This is a genomic window from Phytohabitans flavus (genome assembly GCF_011764545.1).
In the GTDB taxonomy this organism is placed as follows: domain Bacteria; phylum Actinomycetota; class Actinomycetes; order Mycobacteriales; family Micromonosporaceae; genus Phytohabitans; species Phytohabitans flavus.
Genome location: NZ_AP022870.1, coordinates 8,231,908 through 8,252,922 on the forward strand (window position 1 = coordinate 8,231,908; position 21,015 = coordinate 8,252,922).

Genomic DNA, 21,015 nt, shown 5'->3' on the forward strand with positions numbered 1-21,015 from the left:
GTGACGGCCGCCGACGTACTGCTGCTGGGGCTCGGCGCCGTGGCGGTGGGCGCGGCCCTGCTCGTGGTCACCACCAAGCACCTCGTGCGCGCCGGCCTGTACCTGGTGGTCTGCCTCGGCGCGATAGCCGGCCTCTACCTGGTGCTCACCGCGGAGCTGGTGGCGTGGGTGCAGGTGCTCATCTACGTGGGCGCGGTCGTGGTGCTGCTGCTCTTCGCGGTGATGCTGACCCGCGCCCCGATCGGTGCCTCCGACGACCTCGACCGCCCCGGCTGGCCGGCGTTGCTCGTCGGTGGTGGGGCGGGCCTGGGGCTGTCCGCGTTGCTGATCGACGCGTTCCGGTGGACCACAGTGGACCTGCCTGAGGCAGGCACCGCCGAGCGGCTCGGCAGCGCCATCTTCGGGTCCTGGGTGCTGCCCTTCGAGGTCCTGTCCGTGCTGCTCCTGGCTGCGCTGGTGGGAGCGATCGTGGTGTCGAGACCAGACATCGGATCAGACCGATGAGGCCGGTCATCCCGTACGTCACCGCGGCCCTACTCTTCGGCATCGGCGTCTACGGTGTGCTGCGCCGGCGCAACGCCATACTCCTGCTGATGTCAGTCGAGCTCATGCTCAACGCGGTCAACCTGATCCTGGTCACCGCCGACACCACCGTGCGCGCCGCGCTGCCGCACACCGGGCAGGTCTTCGCGCTCTTCGTCATCGTGATCGCCGCCGCCGAGGTGGGGGTGGGGCTGGCGATCGTGCTCCAGCTGTACCGCCTGCGCGCGACAGTGTCCGTCGACGAGGTGCCCCTCGAGCGGGTGGACGCATGATTCCGGGGGTGCTCCTCCCGGCCGTCCCCTTCGCCGCCGCGCTCGTCGGCCTGCTGCTGCCGCTCGGAGCCCGCAAGGCCGCGGCGACGGTGGGTGTCACGGGAGCCGCGGCCGCGCTGGTCATCGCGGTGCTCCTCGACAAGACGGAGAGTAGCCGCGAGTGGGTCAGGATCGGCGACCTCACCGTCACGTTCGGTGTGCGGATCGACCAGCCCGCCGCGCTCGTCGCTATCGCGGTCGGCGTTGTCGCGCTCGCCGTGCAGGTCTACTCGATCACTTACCTGGCCGACGACGAGCGCTACCCGCCGTACGCGGCCCAGGTGAGCCTCTTCACCGCCGCCATGCTGCTGGTGGTCGTGGCCGGCGACCTGATCATGCTGCTGGTCGGGTGGGAGGTGATGGGCATCTGCTCGTACCTCCTCATCGCCCACAACCGCCACCTCCCCGAAGCTCCCGGCGCCGCCGTGAAGGCGTTCATCCTCACGCGCGTGGGCGATGTCGGCTTCTTGCTCGGTATCGCCGTGCTCGGGATCGGCGCGGGCACGTTTCGCATCGCCGACGTGCTGGCCCACGACTACAGCGCCACCACGCTCACCGTCGCCGGCCTGCTGCTGCTCGCCGGGGTGGCGGGCAAGAGCGCGCAGTTCCCGCTGCACACCTGGCTGCCCGACGCGATGGCCGGCCCCACGCCGGTTTCCGCGCTCATCCACGCCGCGACGATGGTGGCCGCCGGCATCTACGTGGTGACGCGGCTCTACCCGCTCTTCACCGGTACCGCCCTGGCGGTCCTGGGCGTGATGGCGGCGATCACGATCCTGCTCGGCGCGCTCGCCGCCACCGCCCAGGACGACATCAAGCGCGTACTCGCCTGGTCCACCGTCTCCCAGATCGGCTACATGGCCGGCGCGCTCGCGGTCGGTTCCACGGCCGCCGCGCTCTTCCACCTGCTGACGCACGCGGCGTTCAAGGCACTGCTCTTCCTCGCCGCCGGCTGCGTGATCCACGCGGTGGACAGCAACCTGATGTCGCGGATGGGCGGGCTGCGGCGGGACATGCCGGTGACGTTCTGGTCGTTCGCGATCGGGCTTGGGGCGCTCGCCGGCCTCCCGCCCCTCGCCGGCTTCTGGAGCAAGGAAGGCATCATCAACGCCGCCCACCACCCACACGGCGCCGCGCCGGAGTGGGTGGGCTGGCTTGTATGGCTGGCCGCGCTGGCCGGCGTCGCGATCACCGCGCTCTACGCCACCCGCCTGCTCAAAGGCACGTTCCTCGGCGAGGCGAAGACGCACGGCCACGAAGCCCCGCCGCTCATGCGCTGGCCGGTCGCCCTCCTCACCATCCCCAGCGCGCTCCTCGGACTCGCGATCTTCTGGCCCGCGTTCCGCGAGGCCATCGGCCTCGAAGAGGCCCACATCGATGCCTGGGTGCTGCTCCCGGTGGCGCTGCTGGCCGCCGGCGCCGTCCTGGGTTGGCGCGGCGTGCCGACCGTCCCGGCCTTCGCCCGCGCCTTCTGGCTCGACGAGGTCCAGCATTTCCTTCTGGTACGACCGGTGCGGTTCGCCGCCCGCGGACTGCGACTCGCCGACGAGGCGGGCGTCGACGGGGCGGTCGAGGGCACCGGACGTGCCGCCGTGCGCCTCGGCCAGCAGGTCGCCTCCGCACACCGCACCGGCCTGCCACGCGCCGCTACCGCGGTGCTCGCCGCCGCCGTACTCCTGGCCGCCCTGGGGGTGATCCTGTGAGGTGGCTTTTGGTCGCGGTGCTCGCGGTCCCCGCGGCGGGCGCGCTGCTCGCGGCCTTCCTGCCCAGCCGCGCCGGGCAGGTCGCCGGCACCGTGGCGGCCGCGGTCACGCTGGCCCTGAGCGTTCCGCTCTACCGGGACTCCTGGTTCTCGTACGGCCCGGCCGCCGTCCGCCCCTGGCACGAGGTCGACCTCACCTGGGTGCCCGGCCTCGACCTGCGCTTCCACCTCGGCGTCGACGGCGTCTCGTACCCCCTCGTCGTGCTCACCGGCCTCCTCACGCTGCTCTGCTGCGCGTACACGCTGTGGCGGGCGCCAGCCCCGGGGCTGAGCCGGTCGCGCTCGCTTCGCTCGCTGGCCGCCCCGGGCGGCCGGCGCGATCCGGCCTCGTCGCTGCGCTCCTTGGACCGGATCTTGCCAGCCCTGGGGCGGGGTCACACGCTTGTGGCGCTGCTGCTGGTGATCGAGGTGGGCATCCTCGGTACCTTCCTCGCGCTCGACCTCGTGCTCTTCTTCGTCTTCTTCGAGGTCGTACTCCTGCCCATGTACGCGGTGATCGCGGTCTGGGGTGGCGACGACCGGGCGCACGCGGCGCGCAAGTTCGTGCTGTACACGCTCTTCGGCTCGGTGCTGCTGCTCGTGGGCGTCTTCACTGTCGTGGTCTCGGCCGGCACCGCGGACATCGTCGCGCTGACCGGCGGGGGCGAGCTGTCGCGGGGCACCCAGATCGCGGCGTTCGTCCTGCTGGCGATCGCGTTCGCGGTGAAGAGTCCACTGTGGCCGCTGCACACCTGGCTGCCGGACGCGCACACCCAGGCGCCCACGGTCGGCAGCGTGATCCTGGCCGGTGTCCTGCTGAAGATGGGGACGTACGGCCTCATCCGGGTCGGGGTCGGCGTGGCACCCGAGGGCGCGCGGTGGGCCGCCCCGGTGCTGGGGATCCTGGCTGTCGCCGCGATCGTGGCGGGCTCGCTGGTGTGCCTGGCGCAGACCGAGATCAAGCGGCTGATCGCGTACTCCAGCGTGGGCCACATGGGCTTCGTGCTGCTCGGCATCGCCACGCTCACCACCACCGGCATCCAGGCCGCGCTGATCGGCAATGTGGCGCACGGTGTGATCACCGGTCTGCTCTTCTTCCTCGCTGGGGCGATCAAGGAACGGGCACACACCGGCGAGCTCGCCCAGCTCGGCGGGCTGCGCGAGCAGTCGCCGTGGCTGGCCGGCCTCCTTGCCTTCGCCGCGATCGCCTCGCTGGGGCTGCCCGGTCTGGCCGGCTTCTGGGGCGAGGCGTTCGCGGTCGTCGCCTCGCTGGACAAGGGCGGTCCACTCTGGACGACGCTGGCGGCGGTGGCGGCCGTGGGCGGCGCGCTCACCGCCGCGTACTTCCTGCGCCTCCTCCGCCGCGTCACCCACGGCCCGGCCGTCGGCGTGCTGGACCCGCCCGGCCTGGCCCGAGCCGAGGTGGCCGCCTGGGCGCCCCTGGTCCTGCTCGCGCTGGTCGTCGGCCTGCTGCCCGCGCTCGTGCTCGGCATGGCCGGTGATCCGGTAGGCGCTTTGGTCGAGGCGGTGGGGTCGTGACGCAGTCCGTTGACCACGTCGCGCTGTTGCCCGCTTACCTGGCCGCCGGCACCGCCGTACTCGTGCTGCTCACCGACCTCATCGTGGCCCGCCGCGCCGCGGTGCTCGCGATGGCCGCGCTCGGCGCGCTCGCCACCGCCGCGGGCGCGATAGCGGTGGGGGTCGGGGACGACCGCCAGACGTTCTGCGTGCCGGATGCCTGCTCGTTCGTGGCGAATGACCGTTCCGCCCTGATCGCCGCTCTCTTCGCGCTGCTCACGCTCGGTGTGATCGGCCTCTCCGCCGCGGCTGTTGCTGGTGGCTCCGCTGGCGCGACCGCTAGGGACGTGCCGCCGGGGGAGTACGCCTTCCTGCTCGCCTGCTCGATGACCGGCGGCGTGGTGCTCGGCTCGGCCGGTGACCTGATCACGCTGATCGTGGCGCTGGAGACGCTCACCCTGCCGCTGTACGTGCTGGTGGGCCTGCGCCGCCGCACCGTGGAGAGCGCCGAGGGCGCGGTCACGTTCTTCGTGGTCAGCGTGGTGGCGACCGCCGTGACGCTGCTCGGCGCCGCCCTCTTGTACGCGGTGAGCGGCCGCGTGCACCTTGCCACCCTCGCAACCGGCCTGCCCGACCTCCCGCTCACCGGCGCCGCGGTGGTGCTGGTGCTGTCGGGGCTGGCGTTCAAGGTGGCCGCCGTACCGTTTCACGCCTGGGCCCCGGCCGCCTACGACGGCGCCCCGGTCCCGATCGCCGCGTACCTGTCCACCGCCTCGAAGCTGGGCGGGGTCGTCGCGATCCTGTACGCGGTGGTCGACGGCCTCCGCCCCGCGCTCGACCTCGCCGGGCCGGCCCTCGCGGTACTAGCCGTGCTCACGATGACGGTCGGCAACCTTGTCGCCCTCCGGCAGACCCGCATGGTGCGGCTGCTCGCCTGGTCGTCCGTGGCCCAGGCGGGGTACATCCTGGCGCCGCTCGGGGCGTTCATGCTCGCGGAGGGGCGCACGGGCGAGGCGCTGTCCGTGGCCGTCGCCGCCACCGTGGCGTACACCGTCTTCTATGTGCTCCTTGAGATCGCCGCCTTCGGCGCGGTGGTGGCGCTGCGCTCCGGCGACGACGGCGGACAGATCGCCGACTACCGAGGCGCCGCGCGTACCCATCCGTGGGTGGGTGCCGCACTGGTGCTGGCGCTGATCGGCCTCGCCGGCCTGCCCCCGGGCCTGGCCGGGCTCTTCGCCAAGGTCGTGGTGGTGCGCTCGCTGCTCGACGGCGGCGCCGGCTGGCTGGCCGTGGTCGTCGCGCTCAACGCGGTGATCGGCCTCGCCTACTACGTACGCGTCGCCGCCGTGCTGTACGGGCCGACCCCTACCGAGGGCACCCGGACCCGGATCCCGTGGGCGGTGGCGGCGGCTCTGGGCGCGGCCACGCTGGCGGTAATAGTGATGGGCTTCGCTCCCCAGCTCGTGCTCGACCTCGCCTGACCTCGGCACTTTTCAGCAAGGTCACAGGAATGTGCGGATGATTGGAGGGGCATCAGGTTGTTACGCCTGGTGCCGGGGCCCAGGAGCGGTCCCGGGTCCTAAAGGAGTGAGTGATCGTGCACAGGCACTGGAACGGTCTCAAGACGGCCGCTCTGCTCGGCCTGCTCTCCGGTATCGTCCTGGCTCTTGGTTACTGGTTCGGCGGCAGCGGTGGACTTGTCATCGCGGTGATCATCGCGTTGGGCATCAACGCCGTCAGCTACTTCTGGTCCGACAAGATCGCGCTGCGGTCGATGCGGGCCAAGCCGGTCAGCGAGGCTGAGTTCCCCGCCCTGTACCAGATGGTGCGGGAGCTCTCGACGCAGGCGGGCCAGCCGATGCCCCGGCTGTACGTGAGCCCCACGATGCAGCCCAACGCCTTCGCCACCGGGCGTAACCCGCGTCACGCGGCGGTCGCGGTGACGCAAGGCATCACCCAGATTCTTGACTACCGTGAGCTGCGTGGCGTCATCGGCCACGAGCTGTCGCACGTGTACAACCGCGACATCTTGATCTCCAGCGTCGCCGGCGCGCTCGCGACCATCATCACCTTCGTCGCGAACATCGCGCTGTTCCTCCCGCTGGGCGGTGGGGACGACGACGAGGGCGTCAACCCGGCGGTGCTGCTGCTGATGGTGATCCTGGGCCCGATCGCGGCCTCGGTCATCCAGCTGGCGATCAGCCGGAGCCGTGAGTACCAGGCCGACGCCTCCGGTGCGCGGCTGACCAACGACCCGCTGGCGCTCGCTTCGGCGCTCCGCAAGATCCACTACGGCGCGCAGAAGCTGCCCCTCCCGCCGGAGGGCCAGCTCACCAGCACCGCGCACCTGATGATCGACAACCCGTTCCGGGGCGGTGGCATCGCGTCGCTGTTCTCGACCCACCCGCCGATGGGTGAGCGGGTGCGTCGCCTGGAGGAGATGGCCGCCAACTCCGGCCCGGTGCAGTTCCAGCGGTAGTCCGTACCTCTCTTTACGGGCCCGGGGGTCACATACCCCGGGCCCGTAAACGTATGGCCCCTTGCAAGGGATCTTGGTTAGGGTCTGTGGGGCTGTCGGTCATTACCAGGGAGGTGCGCTGTGGCGGCGCTGCGCCAGTACTCGGCGGTGTGGCGGATCCCCGGGGCACCGCTCCTGCTGGTGGTCGGCATCGTCGCCCGGCTGGGCATCGGCATGACCCCGCTGGCGCTGCTGCTCCTCGTGGAGGGGACCACCGACCGGTACACGGCGGCTGCGATCGCGGGCGGCATCTACGCGGTGGCCGGCGCCGCCCTCAGCCCGGTGGCCGGGCGCGTCGCCGACCGGATCGGCCCGTCGCCCGTACTCCTGCTGACCGGCATCGCCCACCCCGTCGCGCTCGGTGTGCTGCTGGTGGCGAGCCGCATGGACGCGCTGCCGGCCGTCTTCGCGGCGTCAGGTGTGGCGGGCGCCACGTACCCGCCGCTGACGGCCGCCATCCGCGGTGCCTGGAACGACCTCACCGAGCCCGGCCGTGGCCGCCATCACATCCGCGGCGCGGCGCTTGCCGCGGAGACCACGCTCTTCGAACTCGTCTTCGTGATCGGCCCGCTGCTCGTCGCCGGCTTCGTGCTCTTCGCCACTCCGGCGGCCGCCATCGTGGGCGCAGCCGTCCTCACGCTGGTCGGCACGGTGGTCGTCGCCCGCGGCAGGATCATGCGCGACTGGCGCCCACACCCGGCCGGGGAGCACACCCGCGGCCTCGGCCCGCTGCGGATCAGCGGCTTTCCCGCGCTCCTCGTGTGCGTGTCCGGCCTCGGCGTGGCGTTCGGCGCCGCCGGGGTGATCGTTCCCGCGTACGCGAGCCGGCACAGCGACGGCGACAGCCTCGGCGGCCTGCTGCTCGCGGTCTGGGCGGTGGGCAGCGCCGCCGGCGGCTTCTGGTTTGGCACCCGCCCACCGGTACGCAACCAGGCGAGGCAGTTTTCGCTGCTGCTCGCGGCGCTGGCGACGACGTTCGCGCTGTACGCCGTCATGCCGCACCCACTCGCGCTCGGCATCGCCCTGGTCGCGGGCGGCGCCACGATCGCGCCGGCTCTCACGCTCGAAAACAACATGGTGGGCCGCATCGCGCCGGTCACCATGCTGAACGAGGCGTACACCTGGGTCATCACCGTCGCGGTCGCCTCTGCCGCGGTAGGTGGCTCGGTGTCCGGGCTGATCGTCGACCAGCCCGGAGGCGTCCCGTGGGCGTTCCTTTTCGCCGGCGCCGCGGTGGGCGTCGCGGCGGTGGTGGCCGGACTCCCGGCCGGCTCGATAGCCCGGGCCGACGCCCAAGCGACGGCCCGGATCGACCAGGCGGTGGCGGCGACGGCTACCGGTAGTTCGTGAACTGGAGGGCGATCCCGAAGTCGGACGACTTGAGCAGGCTGATCACGGCCTGAAGGTCGTCCTTCTTCTTGCCGGTGACGCGCAGCATGTCGCCCTGGATCTGCGCCTGGACGCCCTTCGGCCCCTCGTCGCGGATCGCCTTGCTGATCGCCTTGGCCTTCTCCTGGTCGATGCCCTGGATGATCTTGCAGTCGATCTTCGACGTCTTACCCGACGTCCGCGGCTCGCCCGCGTCCAGTGCCTTGAGCGAAATGTTGCGCTTGACCAGCTTGTCCTTGAACACCTCGAGCGCCGCCCGGACCCGGTCCTCGGTCTCCGCCTGGAGGCTGACCGCCTCCTCGCCCGACCAGGAGATCTCCGCGCCCGTGCCGCGGAAGTCGAAGCGCGTGGTGAGCTCCTTCTCCGCCTGTCGGAGGGCGTTGTCGACCTCCTGCCGGTCGACCTTGCTGACGACGTCGAACGACGGGTTGGCTGCCATAGGTCATGCTCCTGCTTTGTGGCGATATGAAGGTGTTCCGGGGCCAGTGACCCCCTGACCGTACCCGGTTGCGAGACCGCCCACCGCAACCGCTATCCTTGCTTGCGCTGCTGCGATCACCGCAGCGGCACGCCCTAGGCGGGTTGCCCGAGCGGCCAATGGGAGCGGACTGTAAATCCGTCGCGAAAGCTTCAGAGGTTCGAATCCTCTACCCGCCACACCTAGGGAATAACGGCCCCGGACCAGCCCGAACGCTGGCCGGGGCCGATCTTGTTAGGTCCGGGCGTGTCCAGCTCCGTCCGGCCGTCTACGGCGTGTTGTGGGCAGATAGTGGGCGGGTTGATCTTGTCCCTGACCTGCGCCTTCCCAGCCATCCCGTCCGCCGTCGACCCACCCTGCGGGGAGCGGGCCAGCCCCAGGGCGACAAGGTGGAGCGCCCCACCGGACGAACGACCTTGTCGCCCTGGGGCTGGTCTGCTCGGCTCTGCCTGGGTCGACGGTGGGCGGGATGGCGTCGCCACCTCCCGGGGCCGGAAGCGCCTGGGGTGTGGTTCTGGTAGCGGGCGGCGTGAGCGCGGCTCTCCGGGCCGCTGGGGTGGTTTCCCGCCCCGGCCGCGGAGCGGTCCGGGGCGGCTTCCCGCCGGCGCGGGCTGCCGCGCTCGCGCCGCCCGCAGGGCGGCGCCTTGATCCCAAAGAGACCAATTCGGCAGCGTTTGGCGGCTAGCCCTCGCGCGCTGGCTGAGTCCTCCGCGCGTCGATGTATAGGCGCGTATCGGGCAAGCAACGACACCGCAGCACGCAGAACGCGGCCTAGTCGTCGAAGAGATCGGCAGTCGAATCCCCACGCCGAGAGGTCGCTGGCGTGGTGGCTGAGGCGCTGCTTGGCCAGCCGCATCGCCCTTGCGGCGTGGGGTGCAGCTTCCCGAGCGGCGTCGTCTAAGATCGCTGCTATGAGCAGCTGAGGTACCGGTCCCAGTATTGTCGGACCGGCCTCCTAGGGTAGCGCCAGCTGGAGGGGAGCAACGGCGGAGCGAGACGCGTGGAGGGACGAGTTGTGGCAGGCTGTTGGTGAACACGACCTCCGGTAGCCGTCTCCTCGACGCGGTCTACGAGGGCCTTGACTACCAGCGTGGACGTCTACTTCAGGCGACGCCCTCGCCTGGCGCCGCCGTCTCAGTCGAGGACTGGGTTGACGTCGGTGACTGGCTCTTGCTAGCAAGCCGCATGGGTGCAGACCGCCTCTTCTTCGTAGAGGAAGATCCCGTCCTCGTATTCACCGCGCTGCCGGACAATGCGTCGTTGCACCAAATTGTGGAGGCTTACAAGCAAGCATGGTGTCTCACAGGACCACGGTATCTGTTTCTCGCTACAGGTGACGAGGTCCGCGTCTACAGCCTGTCTCAGCCACCACCGAAAGATCTCAGCGCGTGGGTTCGGTTCGAGCCCCTTCGAATCGTGACATCTTCCGTGCAGATCGTAGAGGTCCTGCGGGAATTCCAGCGTGACCAAATAGAGAGTGGTCAAATCTTCCTCAACGCCGAAGGTGCTGGTCGTGGGCGTGCGGATGCGACACTACTACGAGATATCTCCGCAGCATCGCAGCGACTCGTGGAAACTGGCTTGGACCTTCGCACAGCCCACGGTCTGATAGAGCGCCTAATTCTGGTTAGATATCTTGAGGACCGTGGAGTGATCACCTCAGAGTATCTTAAGGAAGTAGCAGGAGGTCGTAAGCGATGGAACCGCCTCCTTGATCGCGATGTCGAGCGCCCAAACCTTGGCACCCCAAGCGTCTTTCTTCGTGTGCTGTCCGATATTCGACTTACTAACGCGGTATTCGCTCGCCTTGAACGCGATTTCAATGGCGACCTGTTCGCCTTGACTGATCATGAACAAGTTGTAATTCAACAGCGACATTTGGATGTTGCGCAACGCCTGTTAAGCGGGGGCACCGACACCGAGGACGTCCTTTTCCTCTGGGCCTACGATTTCAGTGTCGTCCCTACTAGCTTGATCAGCAACATGTATGAGCAGTTCTATCATGACGAAATCAATCCAGACAAGGCAACAGGCACACACTACACGCCAGCCGAGCTTGTGCAATTTGCGTTGGCACAGACACTTACTCCGGAGACTCTCCGTCGGACGCCGAGGGTAATTGATCCAGCGTGTGGGTCCGGTGCCTTCTTGGTGGAGGCTTATCGTTACTTGGTTCGCTTCAGCGCATCTGTGGCAGCCAGGTCACTTACGCCAGCCGAATTGCGGCGGATACTTGTCGAACAAGTTGCGGGCATTGACACAAATCCTGAGGCCATTCGCCTGGCTGCCTTTAGTCTCTACGTGGCGTTCCTGAACTATCAAACACCCCAAGATATTCGTCTCGCAGGACCTCTGCCGAGGTTAGTCTGGTCTGGGGCCTCCGATTCGCCTGGTTCGCTCGTGATAGTGGACGCCTTCACTCGGAGCAGAGCCAAAGGTGGTGACGGGCAGGGCACGCTCGTATCGTTTGAGCGCGACGCACTACCTTGGCCGGACGGCCACTTTGATGTCGTAATTGGGAATCCTCCTTGGACCGAGCCGCCGAGTAAGCGAAACCCGGTCCTAGAAAGATGGCTAAGCGACGGCGGGTTCTCCGTCGGCGAACGCAATCCTTCGCAAGCATTCATGTGGCGTTCCCTGGCGTTGCTAAAGCCTGATGGCGTAGGAACCCTGCTCGTCGGTGCGACGGCCTTCCTTAACTCCCGAGGACCTTCGCGGATTTTTCTCGGATCTTGGCTTGATCATGTGCGTTTACGAATTCTCGTAAATTTTACCGACGTGAGAGGCGTGTTCTTCTCACGCGCCGTTGCGCCGTTCTATTTGGTGTCGTTTACGCCGGGTAAGGCGATTAACAGTAAAGACACGGATGAGTCTCCGGTTGAGTACTACTCAGCTCGGCCTTCAAGTGTCCTAGACCGGACTCACTCAATGGCGTTTGCTCGACTCGACCGCCGTCTTGTTATTCAGCGATCGTTGCGAGAGAAGCCCTATATCTGGAAGGTCTACGGCTGGGGCAACCACAATGACGCCGCGCTCATGACACGCCTTGATTCGGAGCAGACACTTGCGGACTTGGTACCTCTGTCGCACAAGCCGGGCTATGGGTACCAACGAGGTTTGAAGGCTCCGTCTGCCGCTCTACGTGGCCTTAGGTCCTTAAGGACTTTCAAGCCTTGGGGTGTGCTCGAAGATAGCTGGTTTGAGAGTAAGCCAAGCGGCGTCAAGCGGGATCCTTCCGATGAGATCTATCGCGGACAACGTATTGTTGTCACACAAGGAGTGAAGGCGGGCTTCGGCCCTCTCGCTCGTCTAGCGACAGAAGACTTCTCCTTCCGGCATATCATTTATGCCCTGCCGCTCCGGGGTGTGCCGCCGTGGGTAGCTAAGGTTGTGCTTGCCACCCTGCTTTCCTCTCTCGGCCGTTATCGATTGTTTATGCTATCTGGGTCATGGGGCGTTTGGCATGATTGTGTTTACATCGAAGACGTGTTGCGGCTTCCAATTCGGCTTCCGAAAGAGGGGACGAGCGAGTTCAGCGTCTGGTCACAGCGGTTGACCAGCTTGCGGAAGCAACCGACGAGCCGATGGAGGACGGGCTTTTCTCATTAATTAGCCTTGAGCGAGGCGCTGGAGGGCTGCGTCCGTCTGCTCAGGAGGTTTTGTCGCGGATCGACGATGCGCTTTTCGACGTCTTCGAGCTAACAGATGGAGAGCGGGATCTGGTTCGCGACTTCTTCGCTTATACTCTTCCGCTTAATCAATTAAGAGCCAATTCGTCGGCACTTGGCCCCGTAGGTCCTGCCAAACTTGAGGTCGGCCTCTATGAAGACCTAGACAGATTGGGCGAGCACCCGCTGGCGACATATCTTCGCGTTTTCCTTGGCAAGTGGTCAGCCGTACTTCCGCAGGGCGGCGAGTTCGCCTGGGTAGTCACCGCCGGCCTCGATATTCCCGCTATCATGGTCGCCTTGGTCCCTACGCGCAGGGGCGAACTGCCGGACAGTGTTGCCGTCGATGCCAGTTGGCGTTCGCTTATGAGGAGGTTTGCTGCGGCTGCGGGCGAAGACCGGGGCGGACGCGTCCTAACTGAGGGCGTTGTTCGTGCCGTTACAGACACTGAGATTTTGGTACTTAAGCGGAATGAGCGTCGGCTCTGGTCGGCTAGCGCTGCTCGCGAGGACGCAGAAGCTACGATGTTCCGTGTAGCAGTGGCGGGCCGGTAGTGCCGGCCTTCTCGATCATGGACTTGGACCCGTGGCGCGCACACGAAGAACTCGTCCTAGCTATCTTGCGAGAGGCGCTGAGTCGCTTATCGGTAGAGACGGGTTGGTATGGTGCCGGAGAGCTGGACATAAATCGTAGGCTTTACCAGCTTTTCGTAGTGGTAAATCGAGAAAGAGCGCTCCGCGGGGAACGCTCTCTCGATCACTCCCCGCAGTACGACGCAGGTATACCGCCGCACGTTGACGATCCAAAGCTCGCTCCGCATGAGTATAAGCGACCAGACTTTCAAGTATCGCTTTGTGATCACTTGAGTCACGACTCTTCTAACTGGGTTCGCCATTACACCGTGGAATGTAAGAGACTGCATCCCCGTGAAGGGGAAGGGACTTCGTAGAGCAGTACGTTTCTCAAGGCGTTAAGCGATACATCGACCCGCAGCACAAGTACGGGCTCCGGACACGCAGCGGAGCGATGGTGGGGTATTTGCAGAGCTTGGCGTATGAGGTCGCACTGGAAGGAGTCAACTCACACGTTACGAAGCTCCCGCTGGCGGAATTGCAGTTGTGTCAGCCGGCATCGTATGATCCTTACATCCTTGATCACGAGTTCGAGCGATCCTTTCCTGAACTCAGTTTTCGCCTTACGCACCTGTGGACTGCTATGCAATCTGCGATTGATACCGATACTGCTGCGGGAGCCTCCGCCTCGGCGAACTAACGCGATGGCGTAGTTTGTCGGCGGGCTCTGGCGAGCGGCGGAAGCTTGGAATCGGACGCCCTTCTGGTGTTACGTAGGCAATATCTCGTATTCAATCTCTGCTCGATCAGCAGGTAACACGATTTCGTTGGCGACCTCAATGATCTGTTCTCGTGAGTAGGTGCGGCGAGTAAGTGCTAGCACCGGTACGCCAGAAAGTAGTCTTAGCGCGCTAGCTTCTTCGGCGGTGGGCATGCGGGCACGTACGAGTTCACGGATTTTGGTCACGTTGATCCCGATGCTACTCAATTGTGTCGTGATACTGCTTAGCCACGGTTCTGGTGTCGGGTCAGTGAGCGGCGTTCCGGCAACCACGCTGAGCAGGTAATTGGAGATTGCGAGTTGCTCTGGTACGCCGTGAGCCCAAAACAATACTCGGCGCTGTAAAAGCGGAGTTCCCGCTGCAACTCCAAAGAGTCTGGCGAGGGTAGGTGTGGCAGAGACCTCGTCGAGCCTGACGTCGGCCCGGAGGGAGGTTTCAGGTAGGTCGCTAGCGTGGACGGCGTTTGGGCGATAGCGGTCGGCGCTGAGTCGGCGGACCGGGTGCTGTGGGCGGGCGTAAGTGCCGCGGCCGTGTTCGGTGACGACTAGGCCCTCGGCACGGAGTGTCGCGATGGCCTCACGGGCTGTGCCGCGGCTGATGCCGAACTCCTGGACCAGGGCGCTCTCAGGCGGCAGCAGTGCGCCGGCCGGGATGGCGCCGGCCTCGATGCGGCGGCGTAGCTCCTCGGCGACCATGCGGTAACGGGGTGTTCCTTGGTGCGGGGTTGGCACGAGGTTCACCGTACCTGTCAGCCGTGTTTTCGACCGACGACAGCTCTACACGTCGACACGTCTAGACAAGTCATCTGGACGTGGGTACCTTTACGTCGTGCGGTCGGGACGGCAGCCAAGGGTTGGCTCGTTTGTCACCCGTCCCGACCGCACCCGTCATGGGCCGGGATCGATCCCTTCGGTGCGACCCCTCTGGAGGAGAGAGGGCGACCGCACTCCGGCCCGCCCGAGAGCGGCGCACGCGGCACGCACGCAGCTCTCGCCACCGGGGCGGCGGCCGGCGTCATCGGCACGACGTCGGCCGTCGCCCCTTCCTTGTCGGACTGTCAGGGGGAGAGGGAAGCGATGCCAACGAAGCGGGAGAACTTCGCGCAGAGCCTCCGGGCGCAGTGGCTCGGTGTACGGATGCGGGAACACCGCGAGCGTCACAAGCTGACGCTCCAGGATGTAGCTCCGATCGTCGAGCACGAGTTCTCGACGATCGCCCGGTACGAGCGGGCGCTGTGGCCGTTCCCGCTGCCGGTGTTGACGATGCTGCTCGACGTGTACGGCATCGTGGACGAGCGCGAGCGCGATCTGCTCACCGAGGCCGCCAGGCACTCTTGGCGGATCAACAGGTGGGACGCGGACACCGGGCCGAGCGAGGTCGACGTGCCGTTCATCGACTACTCGTGGGTGCAGGCGCGGGCAAGGGAGATCTGGGTCTACGGGGCCACGTACGTTCCCGCGCTCCTGCAGACCCGCCCATACCTGGAGACGTTGACACGCGCCAAGGAAGGCGACGCGCTGCCGGGGTTCAAGTTCGTCAACCTGGTCCGGGCTCGTATGGACCTGCAGAAAGTCCTCACCACGCGGCCGCCCGTCCAGGTACACGCGCTCATCGAGGAGGCAGCCCTTCGCCGACCGGTGGGAGGGGTCGACATGCTGCGCGACCAGCTCGAACACCTCGTCAAGCTGGGTCAGCGCGCCAACGTCCAGGTGCAAATCCTGCCGCCCACGGTCGGCGAACACCCCGCGCTTGATGGCCCGTTCACCGTCCTGCACATGCGTGGGGAGTACCCGCCGGTGGTGTACCTGGAGCACCTCGGCGGACGGATGCTCCTGGAGAAGGAGCGGGCCGCGCGGTATGTCTCGGCCTACGAGCGTCTCCAGGAGATCGCGGGTAGCCCGTCCGCCTCGACCTCGCGCATTGAGGCACTCGCCGCTGACATCGATGATGCGGTGCAGGTGTCCTGATGGGGCGCCGTTCCGCGCCGCTGACCGCCGCGCAGATCTGGGGTAACAGCGCCGCACGCGCCGTCGTTGAGGACGGCTTGGAAGCGACCCGGCAAGCGCACGCCGATGACGGGAGCGGGTACTGCCGGTCCGGCTGCGGCCTGTACCCCTGTTTGATCCGCATGCAGCTCGACCGAGCGGCTGAGATCCTCGCCGCGAAGCTGCCCGGCGAGACGACACGGCAGACGTATCTACGTCTAGGGGGTAATGTGATCTCCGTGATGCCCCGCGATTGGCGCCCCCGGTACCTCCAGCTCGCCGAGGAACTACGCGGACAGATCAACCGTGGCGAGCTGGCTCCCGGCACCGCCCTACCCAGTGAGACCGAACTAGCCGATACCTACTCTCTGTCGCGGACCAGTGTCCGCAACGCCATACGCCAGCTCCGCGAATGGGGCTTGGTCCGGGCCGAGCAAGGCCGCGGCACCTACGTACGCGCGCCGCGCCAGCGGATCCGCCGGCGCAACACCGAGCGGTACCAGTGGGAGAAGAACCGCGTCCTAGCCGACGAGGCCGAACGTCGCAGCACCGGCGGCACGGAGCACGACACCGGGCTGACCGTCGATGATCTGAAGTTCCACGCGGAGTACGTGCGGGTCGACGCCGACGAGGAGATGGCTGCGGCGCTCCAGGTCGAGCCCGGCACGCCGTTGCTGCGCCGCGTGTACTGGACAAGCTCGCGGCACGAGTCTGCGCCGCTGTCCATCTCGTACTCGTACCTCGTCTACGACATGGTCAAGGGCAACCCTGACCTGCTGACCGCTGACAACGAGCCGTGGCCGGGTGGCACGCAGCACCAGCTCCACACGGTCGGCATCGAACTCGACCGCATCGAGGACGTCATCCGCGCCCGGCCGCCATACCCGGACGAGGCCGAACTCCTCGACATCGAACCCGGAGTCTCAGTCATCACCTTGCGCAAGACCTCGTACGACACAGAAGATCGTGTCGTGGAGGTGGCTGACGCGGTGTTCCCTGGAGATCGCACCGAGCTTGTGTATGCCACCAAGCTCACCCGGTGGGCCGCTTGACCCAACTCGTCTCGGTCATTACCCCCGTACACGCACCGAGCGTCGGCTACCTCGCCGAGGCATACCGGTCGCTGGCCGGGCAGGTGATGCCGGACGGCTGGGCCTGGGAGTGGCTTGTCCAAGAGGACGGACAGACCGGCCTCCTCCATGGCGTGCTCCCGGACGATCCCCGGATCAGTCCCGGCGCCGGCCGCGCTGGCGGCCCTGGCGTAGCCCGGACACTCGCCCTGGCGCGGGCCGCTGGCGAGCTGGTCAAGGTGCTCGATGCTGACGACCAGCTCCTGCCGGGCGTGCTCGCCCGCGACATCGACACCCTCACGCGATACCCACACATCGGCTGGACGACGTCCCGCGTACTTGACCTGCTGCCGGACGGGTCCACTGTGGGGTTCGAGCACGACCCGCCGGACGGCCCGATTGCCCGCGGTGAGGTGCTCGACTTCTGGCGCACCCATGACTACCGGGCGTCCGTCCACCCGGCGGCCCTGTGCCTGCGTCGCGACCTGGTTCTAGCTCTCGGGGGCTGGATGGCGTTGCCAGCCTCCGAGGACACTGGCCTTCTCATCGCCGCGAACGTTGTCAGCGACGGCTACTTCACCGCCGAAGCCGGGTTGCTCTACCGCAAATGGCCCGGCCAGGTCACGAACCAGGCGGCACACCGCGAGCCTGCCGAGTACGCCGCGCGCATGCAACTCATCGACGCACGCGCCAACGCGCTCGACTCGTTGTTGCCTCGATCAGGAGGTCAGCAGGCGTGACCGAGGGCAACCTGAGCGGCGAGAGCCGTGATCGCAACCACTAGATAGAGCACCGTCAGGATGGGGGCGCTCCACCTGAGCGGCACTGGCAGCGCGCGTACCGATGGCCAGACTCCGCCGACCGCGCGGCGTCGCGCAAGGATCAGCGTGAACGCGAGGCTCACCAGGATCGGCACATAGGGAACGCTCATCAACAGCGCCTCAGGATCGTCGATGCTACGTACGAGAAACAGCCCCGCAAGGATCGCCGGAACGATCCGGAGAGCGATCGGCGTGTGAGCGGAACGATTCGTCTCCATCGGTCTGCCGGCCATCGACCACGTAGTCACCCAAACGGCGCCGGCCATGATCGCAGCCAACCCGGTAGCGATCATCAAAGGAAACAGGTACTCCGGCCCGCCCGACTCCCAACAGTCTGCCGCGATCAAGCGGGAATCCCTTCTTCCTTTCTCCGGCTGCGCAACGGCGTAGACAGAGTGTCGCTGAGACGTGGAGGGAACCACACCAACCGATCGGATGCTTGCTCGGCGACCGGTTGTGCCGCTGGGTGGATGGTGGAATACGCGCTAAGCCCGTTTAGTGCGGATCCCTGGTATCTGGAGAGGAGCAACTTGTAGATACGTCTGCCAAGTGGCTACCTTGGTCATGCAACTTGGCAGACATGTCTACAAGATGGGAGCGGAGCGGATGGCTCTGAAGGGTGGGGTCCGGTTCTCGGTGCGGTTCGAGGACGTGTTCCCGCACGGCTGTGTCCTCGTGCCGGACTCGATCGCTGAAGCGCAGGACTTCGACGAGCGGACTCGGGCGCGTACGCCGAGCATCGACAAGCTGACCGGCCAGCGGGTCTGGCAGTGCCGCGTCATGGACATGGACGAGGAGCTGCGTGGCCGGTCGCGGGAGGTCTCGGTCAAGATCCTGGCCGACGTCCAGCCGGTGCCGCCGGTCGGCCCGTTCCAGGCGGTCGAGTTCGAGGGCATGACGGTCACGCCGTACGTCAGCAACACCGGTCGCCTGAGCTACTCGTACCGCGCGACCGGGCTGCGGGCTCCGGTCACGGCGGCCGAGTCGCGCCGGAAGGCGGCGTGATGGGTGGCGCATGCGTGCAGACCTGTGCGCACGTGTTCCCGGAGACCGAGGTGTGGTTCCGCAGCTACCCAGCCGAGCGGCGGGTCACGTTCCACATCGGACCGAGCAGCAACGACATCGTGCTGTTCCTCGACCCGGCCGACATCGACCGGATGAGCGCCGTGCTCGCTGAGGCACGGCAGTCCCTACAGGCGCCTGTCATCAGGACGGCGGCCTGATCGAGTGTGGCGCGGGGCGGTCTTGATGCCGTAGGAAGCCGGACCGCCCCGCCGCCCTCCCGCGAAGGAAGGCGAGTTCATCGTGGTGATGAAGACCCCGCTGGTCAACTTCCGGCGGATGTCCGTGCCCACCCCGTGGTGGGTGGTGCTGACCCTGGCCGTGCCGCTACTGCTGTTCCGGCTTTGCCGCCTGGTCGTGCGCAACCGCCGGCTGCTGCCCGAGGTGGCCGCGGTCGTCGTGCTGGTGTGGGCGTGGGCGGAGTACGGCTGGGCGCCGTTGCTCCTGGGCGCATCCCTGGCTGCCGGCCTGGTCGGTCTGTGGTTGTGGCGGTGGCCGGAGTCGTGCCGGCGCTGGCTGGTCCTGCCGATGCTGTCCCGCTGGCGGCGGCTGTGGGCGTACTGGCGGCAGTGGGACGAGGCAATGACCCTCTGCGGCCTGGTCAAGACCTACGACGGTGGGCGCAAGGTGCCCACGCTCCTGTCGGTGCGCTGCACGTACGCGACTGACGAGGTGCGGCTACGGATGCCACGCGGCCAGAACCCAGAGATCTACCACAAGGCCGGCTCGAACCTGGCGTACTCCTTCGGCTCCCGGCACTGCCGCGTCTTCTCTGGCCGGCGCACCTCACCGCCGATCCGCGATGGTCGCTGGGCGTGGCTGCTGCGGTTGGTCGACCGGGTGCGGTTCCGTGACCGGCCTCGGCATGTGTGGCTTGTGTTCATCCGCCGTGACCCGCTGACGCAGGTCGTGTCGCCGCTGCCGGTGCAGGCTCGGCCGGACTTCACCGCTCTACCGCTGGGCCTCCGCGAAGACCTGGAGGTGTACACGCTGCGGCTGCTCGCCACGCATCTGCTCATCGCGGGCGCGACCCGGATGGGCAAGGGCTCGGTGATCTGGTCGCTGGTGCGGTCGCTCGCAACCGCGATCACGTCGGGTCTCGTCCGGGTGTGGGCGCTCGACCCGAAGGGCGGCATGGAGCTGTCTATCGGCCGGCCGCTGTTCGCCCGGTACTGCGACGACGACTGGCCGGCCATGGCCGACCTGCTCGACCGGGCCGTGGCGAAGATGCGCGAGCGTCAGGCGCGGCTGCGGGGCAAGGTCCGCGTGCACACGCCCACCGTCGACGACCCGCTGATCGTGATCGTCATTGACGAGATCGCGGCGCTGGTCGCCTACCTGCCCGACTCCGAGCTTCGCGGCCGGATCAACGCATCGTTGGCTCTGCTGCTTTCTCAGGGTGCGGGCCTCGGCGTCCTGGTCGTCGCCGCGGTGCAGGACCCGCGCAAGGAGGTGCTCTCGCTCCGGGATCTGTTTCCCACGCGGATCGCGCTCGGGCTTACCGACCGAGCACAGGTTGACCTGGTACTCGGCGACGGTGCCCGCGACCGAGGCGCGCTCGCCGATCAGATCCCGCTCACGTCCAAGGGCGTCGGCTACGTGCTGCTCGATGGCCAGCCTGAGCCGGCGCGGGTCCGGTTCTCCTACATCAGCGACGACCTAATCCGCGACATGGCAGCGACCTTCCCTGCACCGGCCGAGCCGCAGAGCGTCACGGTCCACACCTACCGGCCGTCGCCTCGACCGGCGTCCGGGCCGCTGCTGCCCAGCAAGCTCCGCGCCGCGCTGGAGTCCACACAGGACGGGGAGGCGGCATGACGAGGCGCTACTACCGGTTGCGGACACCAGCGGGCGGCCCGACGACGGTCCGCGTCACCGAGGGCGCAGACCTGTACCTGGCGGTCGGCTCCGGCCGGCGGCGCATGTACCTCACCCCGGACGAGGCGTGGGCGCTGTGGCGCTGCCTGTCCGAAGCGGTCGCCTCCACAGGCGAACCGCCGTCCTGGATCCGCGTACACATCGCAGCCACCAAACGCTGAGGCTGGGGAGGCTCATCGTGAAGCTCGTTCGCCGCGAGCGGGTGGAGGTTGCCCTGCTCGTCCTGATCTTGCTCATCGTCGCCGTGTTCGCTGGGGCGGCCTCGTTCACCCATGTCAAGGAGTGGACGATGGCCAACTCCCCGGCAGGTACCCCGGAGTGGTTCGGCTGGGCCAACGCTGTCATCTCCGAACTGATCCCGGCCGCCGCGCTCCTGGAGATCCGTCGTCGCCGTCGCACTGGCGGTTCAGTCGGGTACCCCATGTTCCTCATCGTCGCTGCCGTCGCATTGTCCCTGTCGGCGCAGCTCGCGGTCGCCAAGCCGGGCTTGTCCGGCTGGCTGCTCTCGGCGGTGCCGGCGCTGGCGTTCCTCGGCCTGTCCAAGCTCGTCCTGACCGCGCCTGCCAGCGCACCTGTAGCCGCACCGGTCGCCGCGCCCGTGGAAGAGCCGGCTCCGGTGGTCGTCCGTGGGAACGGGCAGATCCTCGCCGCCGAGGTGATCCGATGAACGGTCTAGGT

The 21,015-nt window shown here is 67.2% G+C and carries 18 protein-coding genes, 1 tRNA gene and 1 pseudogene; 17 read left to right on the forward strand and 3 right to left on the reverse strand.

Annotation, left to right across the window (positions count from 1 at the left end; all coding sequences use genetic code 11):
- From Pflav_RS36440 to Pflav_RS36470, 7 genes are all read left to right on the forward strand, one after another.
- Entirely contained in the window at positions 1-504 is a 504-nt protein-coding gene (locus Pflav_RS36440) for an NADH-quinone oxidoreductase subunit J family protein (protein ID WP_173041206.1), read from the forward strand.
- Positions 501-815, forward strand: coding sequence for an NADH-quinone oxidoreductase subunit NuoK (nuoK, locus tag Pflav_RS36445; RefSeq protein WP_173041207.1), 315 nt, complete (start codon positions 501-503; stop codon positions 813-815). Before Pflav_RS36440 ends, nuoK begins: the two co-directional genes overlap by 4 nt.
- Complete coding sequence (locus Pflav_RS36450; protein ID WP_173041208.1) at positions 812-2,557, forward strand: NADH-quinone oxidoreductase subunit 5 family protein; 1,746 nt, start codon at positions 812-814, stop codon at positions 2,555-2,557. Before nuoK ends, Pflav_RS36450 begins: the two co-directional genes overlap by 4 nt.
- Positions 2,554-4,134, forward strand: coding sequence for a complex I subunit 4 family protein (locus Pflav_RS36455; protein WP_173041209.1), 1,581 nt, complete (start codon positions 2,554-2,556; stop codon positions 4,132-4,134). The genes Pflav_RS36450 and Pflav_RS36455 overlap by 4 nt, the downstream gene beginning before the upstream one ends.
- A complete protein-coding gene (locus tag Pflav_RS36460; RefSeq protein ID WP_173041210.1) occupies positions 4,131-5,594 on the forward strand; it encodes an NADH-quinone oxidoreductase subunit N in 1,464 nt (487 codons plus the stop codon). Before Pflav_RS36455 ends, Pflav_RS36460 begins: the two co-directional genes overlap by 4 nt.
- A 116-nt stretch (positions 5,595-5,710) precedes the next feature.
- Complete coding sequence (gene htpX / locus Pflav_RS36465) at positions 5,711-6,592, forward strand: zinc metalloprotease HtpX (RefSeq protein ID WP_173041211.1); 882 nt, start codon at positions 5,711-5,713, stop codon at positions 6,590-6,592.
- A 120-nt stretch (positions 6,593-6,712) separates the two neighbouring features.
- Complete coding sequence (locus Pflav_RS36470; protein WP_173041212.1) at positions 6,713-7,981, forward strand: MFS transporter; 1,269 nt, start codon at positions 6,713-6,715, stop codon at positions 7,979-7,981.
- Here Pflav_RS36470 and Pflav_RS36475 read toward each other — a convergent pair.
- Positions 7,965-8,459: a YajQ family cyclic di-GMP-binding protein gene (locus Pflav_RS36475; RefSeq protein ID WP_173041213.1), complete on the reverse strand. Its 495-nt coding sequence runs from the start codon at positions 8,457-8,459 to the stop codon at positions 7,965-7,967. The genes Pflav_RS36470 and Pflav_RS36475 overlap by 17 nt on opposite strands.
- Before the next feature lie 137 nt (positions 8,460-8,596).
- Between Pflav_RS36475 and Pflav_RS36480 the strand changes: the two genes are divergently transcribed.
- Positions 8,597-8,677, forward strand: a tRNA-Tyr gene (locus tag Pflav_RS36480).
- Positions 8,678-9,683: 1,006 nt separating this feature from the next.
- The gene (locus tag Pflav_RS36485; RefSeq protein ID WP_173041214.1) at positions 9,684-12,107 is read left to right on the forward strand and encodes an N-6 DNA methylase; all 2,424 of its coding nucleotides are present in this window, start codon (positions 9,684-9,686) and stop codon (positions 12,105-12,107) included.
- Between the two features lie 1,401 nt (positions 12,108-13,508).
- Here the strand turns inward: Pflav_RS36485 and Pflav_RS36495 are convergent.
- Entirely contained in the window at positions 13,509-14,216 is a 708-nt protein-coding gene (locus Pflav_RS36495) for a GntR family transcriptional regulator (RefSeq protein WP_173041216.1), read from the reverse strand.
- 381 nt (positions 14,217-14,597) lie between these two features.
- Between Pflav_RS36495 and Pflav_RS36500 the strand changes: the two genes are divergently transcribed.
- Genes Pflav_RS36500 through Pflav_RS36510 form a run of 3 tightly spaced genes read left to right on the forward strand, consistent with a single transcriptional unit; the run spans position 14,598 to position 17,316 of the window.
- Positions 14,598-15,488, forward strand: coding sequence for a helix-turn-helix domain-containing protein (locus Pflav_RS36500; RefSeq protein WP_173041217.1), 891 nt, complete (start codon positions 14,598-14,600; stop codon positions 15,486-15,488).
- The gene (locus Pflav_RS36505; protein WP_232072337.1) at positions 15,488-16,558 is read left to right on the forward strand and encodes a GntR family transcriptional regulator; all 1,071 of its coding nucleotides are present in this window, start codon (positions 15,488-15,490) and stop codon (positions 16,556-16,558) included. The genes Pflav_RS36500 and Pflav_RS36505 overlap by 1 nt, the downstream gene beginning before the upstream one ends.
- Positions 16,546-17,316, forward strand: coding sequence for a glycosyltransferase (locus Pflav_RS36510; protein WP_232072339.1), 771 nt, complete (start codon positions 16,546-16,548; stop codon positions 17,314-17,316). The genes Pflav_RS36505 and Pflav_RS36510 overlap by 13 nt, the downstream gene beginning before the upstream one ends.
- On the opposite strand, the gene Pflav_RS36515 is transcribed toward Pflav_RS36510, so the two are convergent.
- Positions 17,304-17,744 carry a hypothetical protein gene (locus Pflav_RS36515; protein ID WP_173041218.1) on the reverse strand — a complete coding sequence of 147 codons (441 nt, stop codon included), beginning with the start codon at positions 17,742-17,744 and terminating at the stop codon, positions 17,304-17,306. The two genes, Pflav_RS36510 and Pflav_RS36515, sit on opposite strands and share 13 nt — an antisense overlap.
- 259 nt (positions 17,745-18,003) lie before the next feature.
- Here Pflav_RS36515 and Pflav_RS36520 point away from each other — a divergent pair, with 259 nt between their 5' ends.
- The 5 genes and pseudogenes from Pflav_RS36520 to Pflav_RS36540 form a co-directional block, all read left to right on the forward strand.
- Positions 18,004-18,402, forward strand: a complete 399-nt coding sequence (locus Pflav_RS36520) for a transcriptional regulator (RefSeq protein WP_173041219.1) — start codon at positions 18,004-18,006, stop codon at positions 18,400-18,402.
- Entirely contained in the window at positions 18,402-18,620 is a 219-nt protein-coding gene (locus Pflav_RS36525; RefSeq protein ID WP_173041220.1) for a hypothetical protein, read from the forward strand. The genes Pflav_RS36520 and Pflav_RS36525 overlap by 1 nt, the downstream gene beginning before the upstream one ends.
- An 88-nt stretch (positions 18,621-18,708) precedes the next feature.
- The gene (locus Pflav_RS36530) at positions 18,709-20,277 is read left to right on the forward strand and encodes an FtsK/SpoIIIE domain-containing protein (protein WP_232072340.1); all 1,569 of its coding nucleotides are present in this window, start codon (positions 18,709-18,711) and stop codon (positions 20,275-20,277) included.
- Positions 20,274-20,498, forward strand: coding sequence for a spread protein (locus Pflav_RS36535; protein ID WP_173041221.1), 225 nt, complete (start codon positions 20,274-20,276; stop codon positions 20,496-20,498). Before Pflav_RS36530 ends, Pflav_RS36535 begins: the two co-directional genes overlap by 4 nt.
- Before the next feature lie 14 nt (positions 20,499-20,512).
- Positions 20,513-20,959, forward strand: a pseudogene (locus tag Pflav_RS36540) (DUF2637 domain-containing protein); the annotation flags it as partial.
- Positions 20,960-21,015 lie beyond the last annotated feature (56 nt).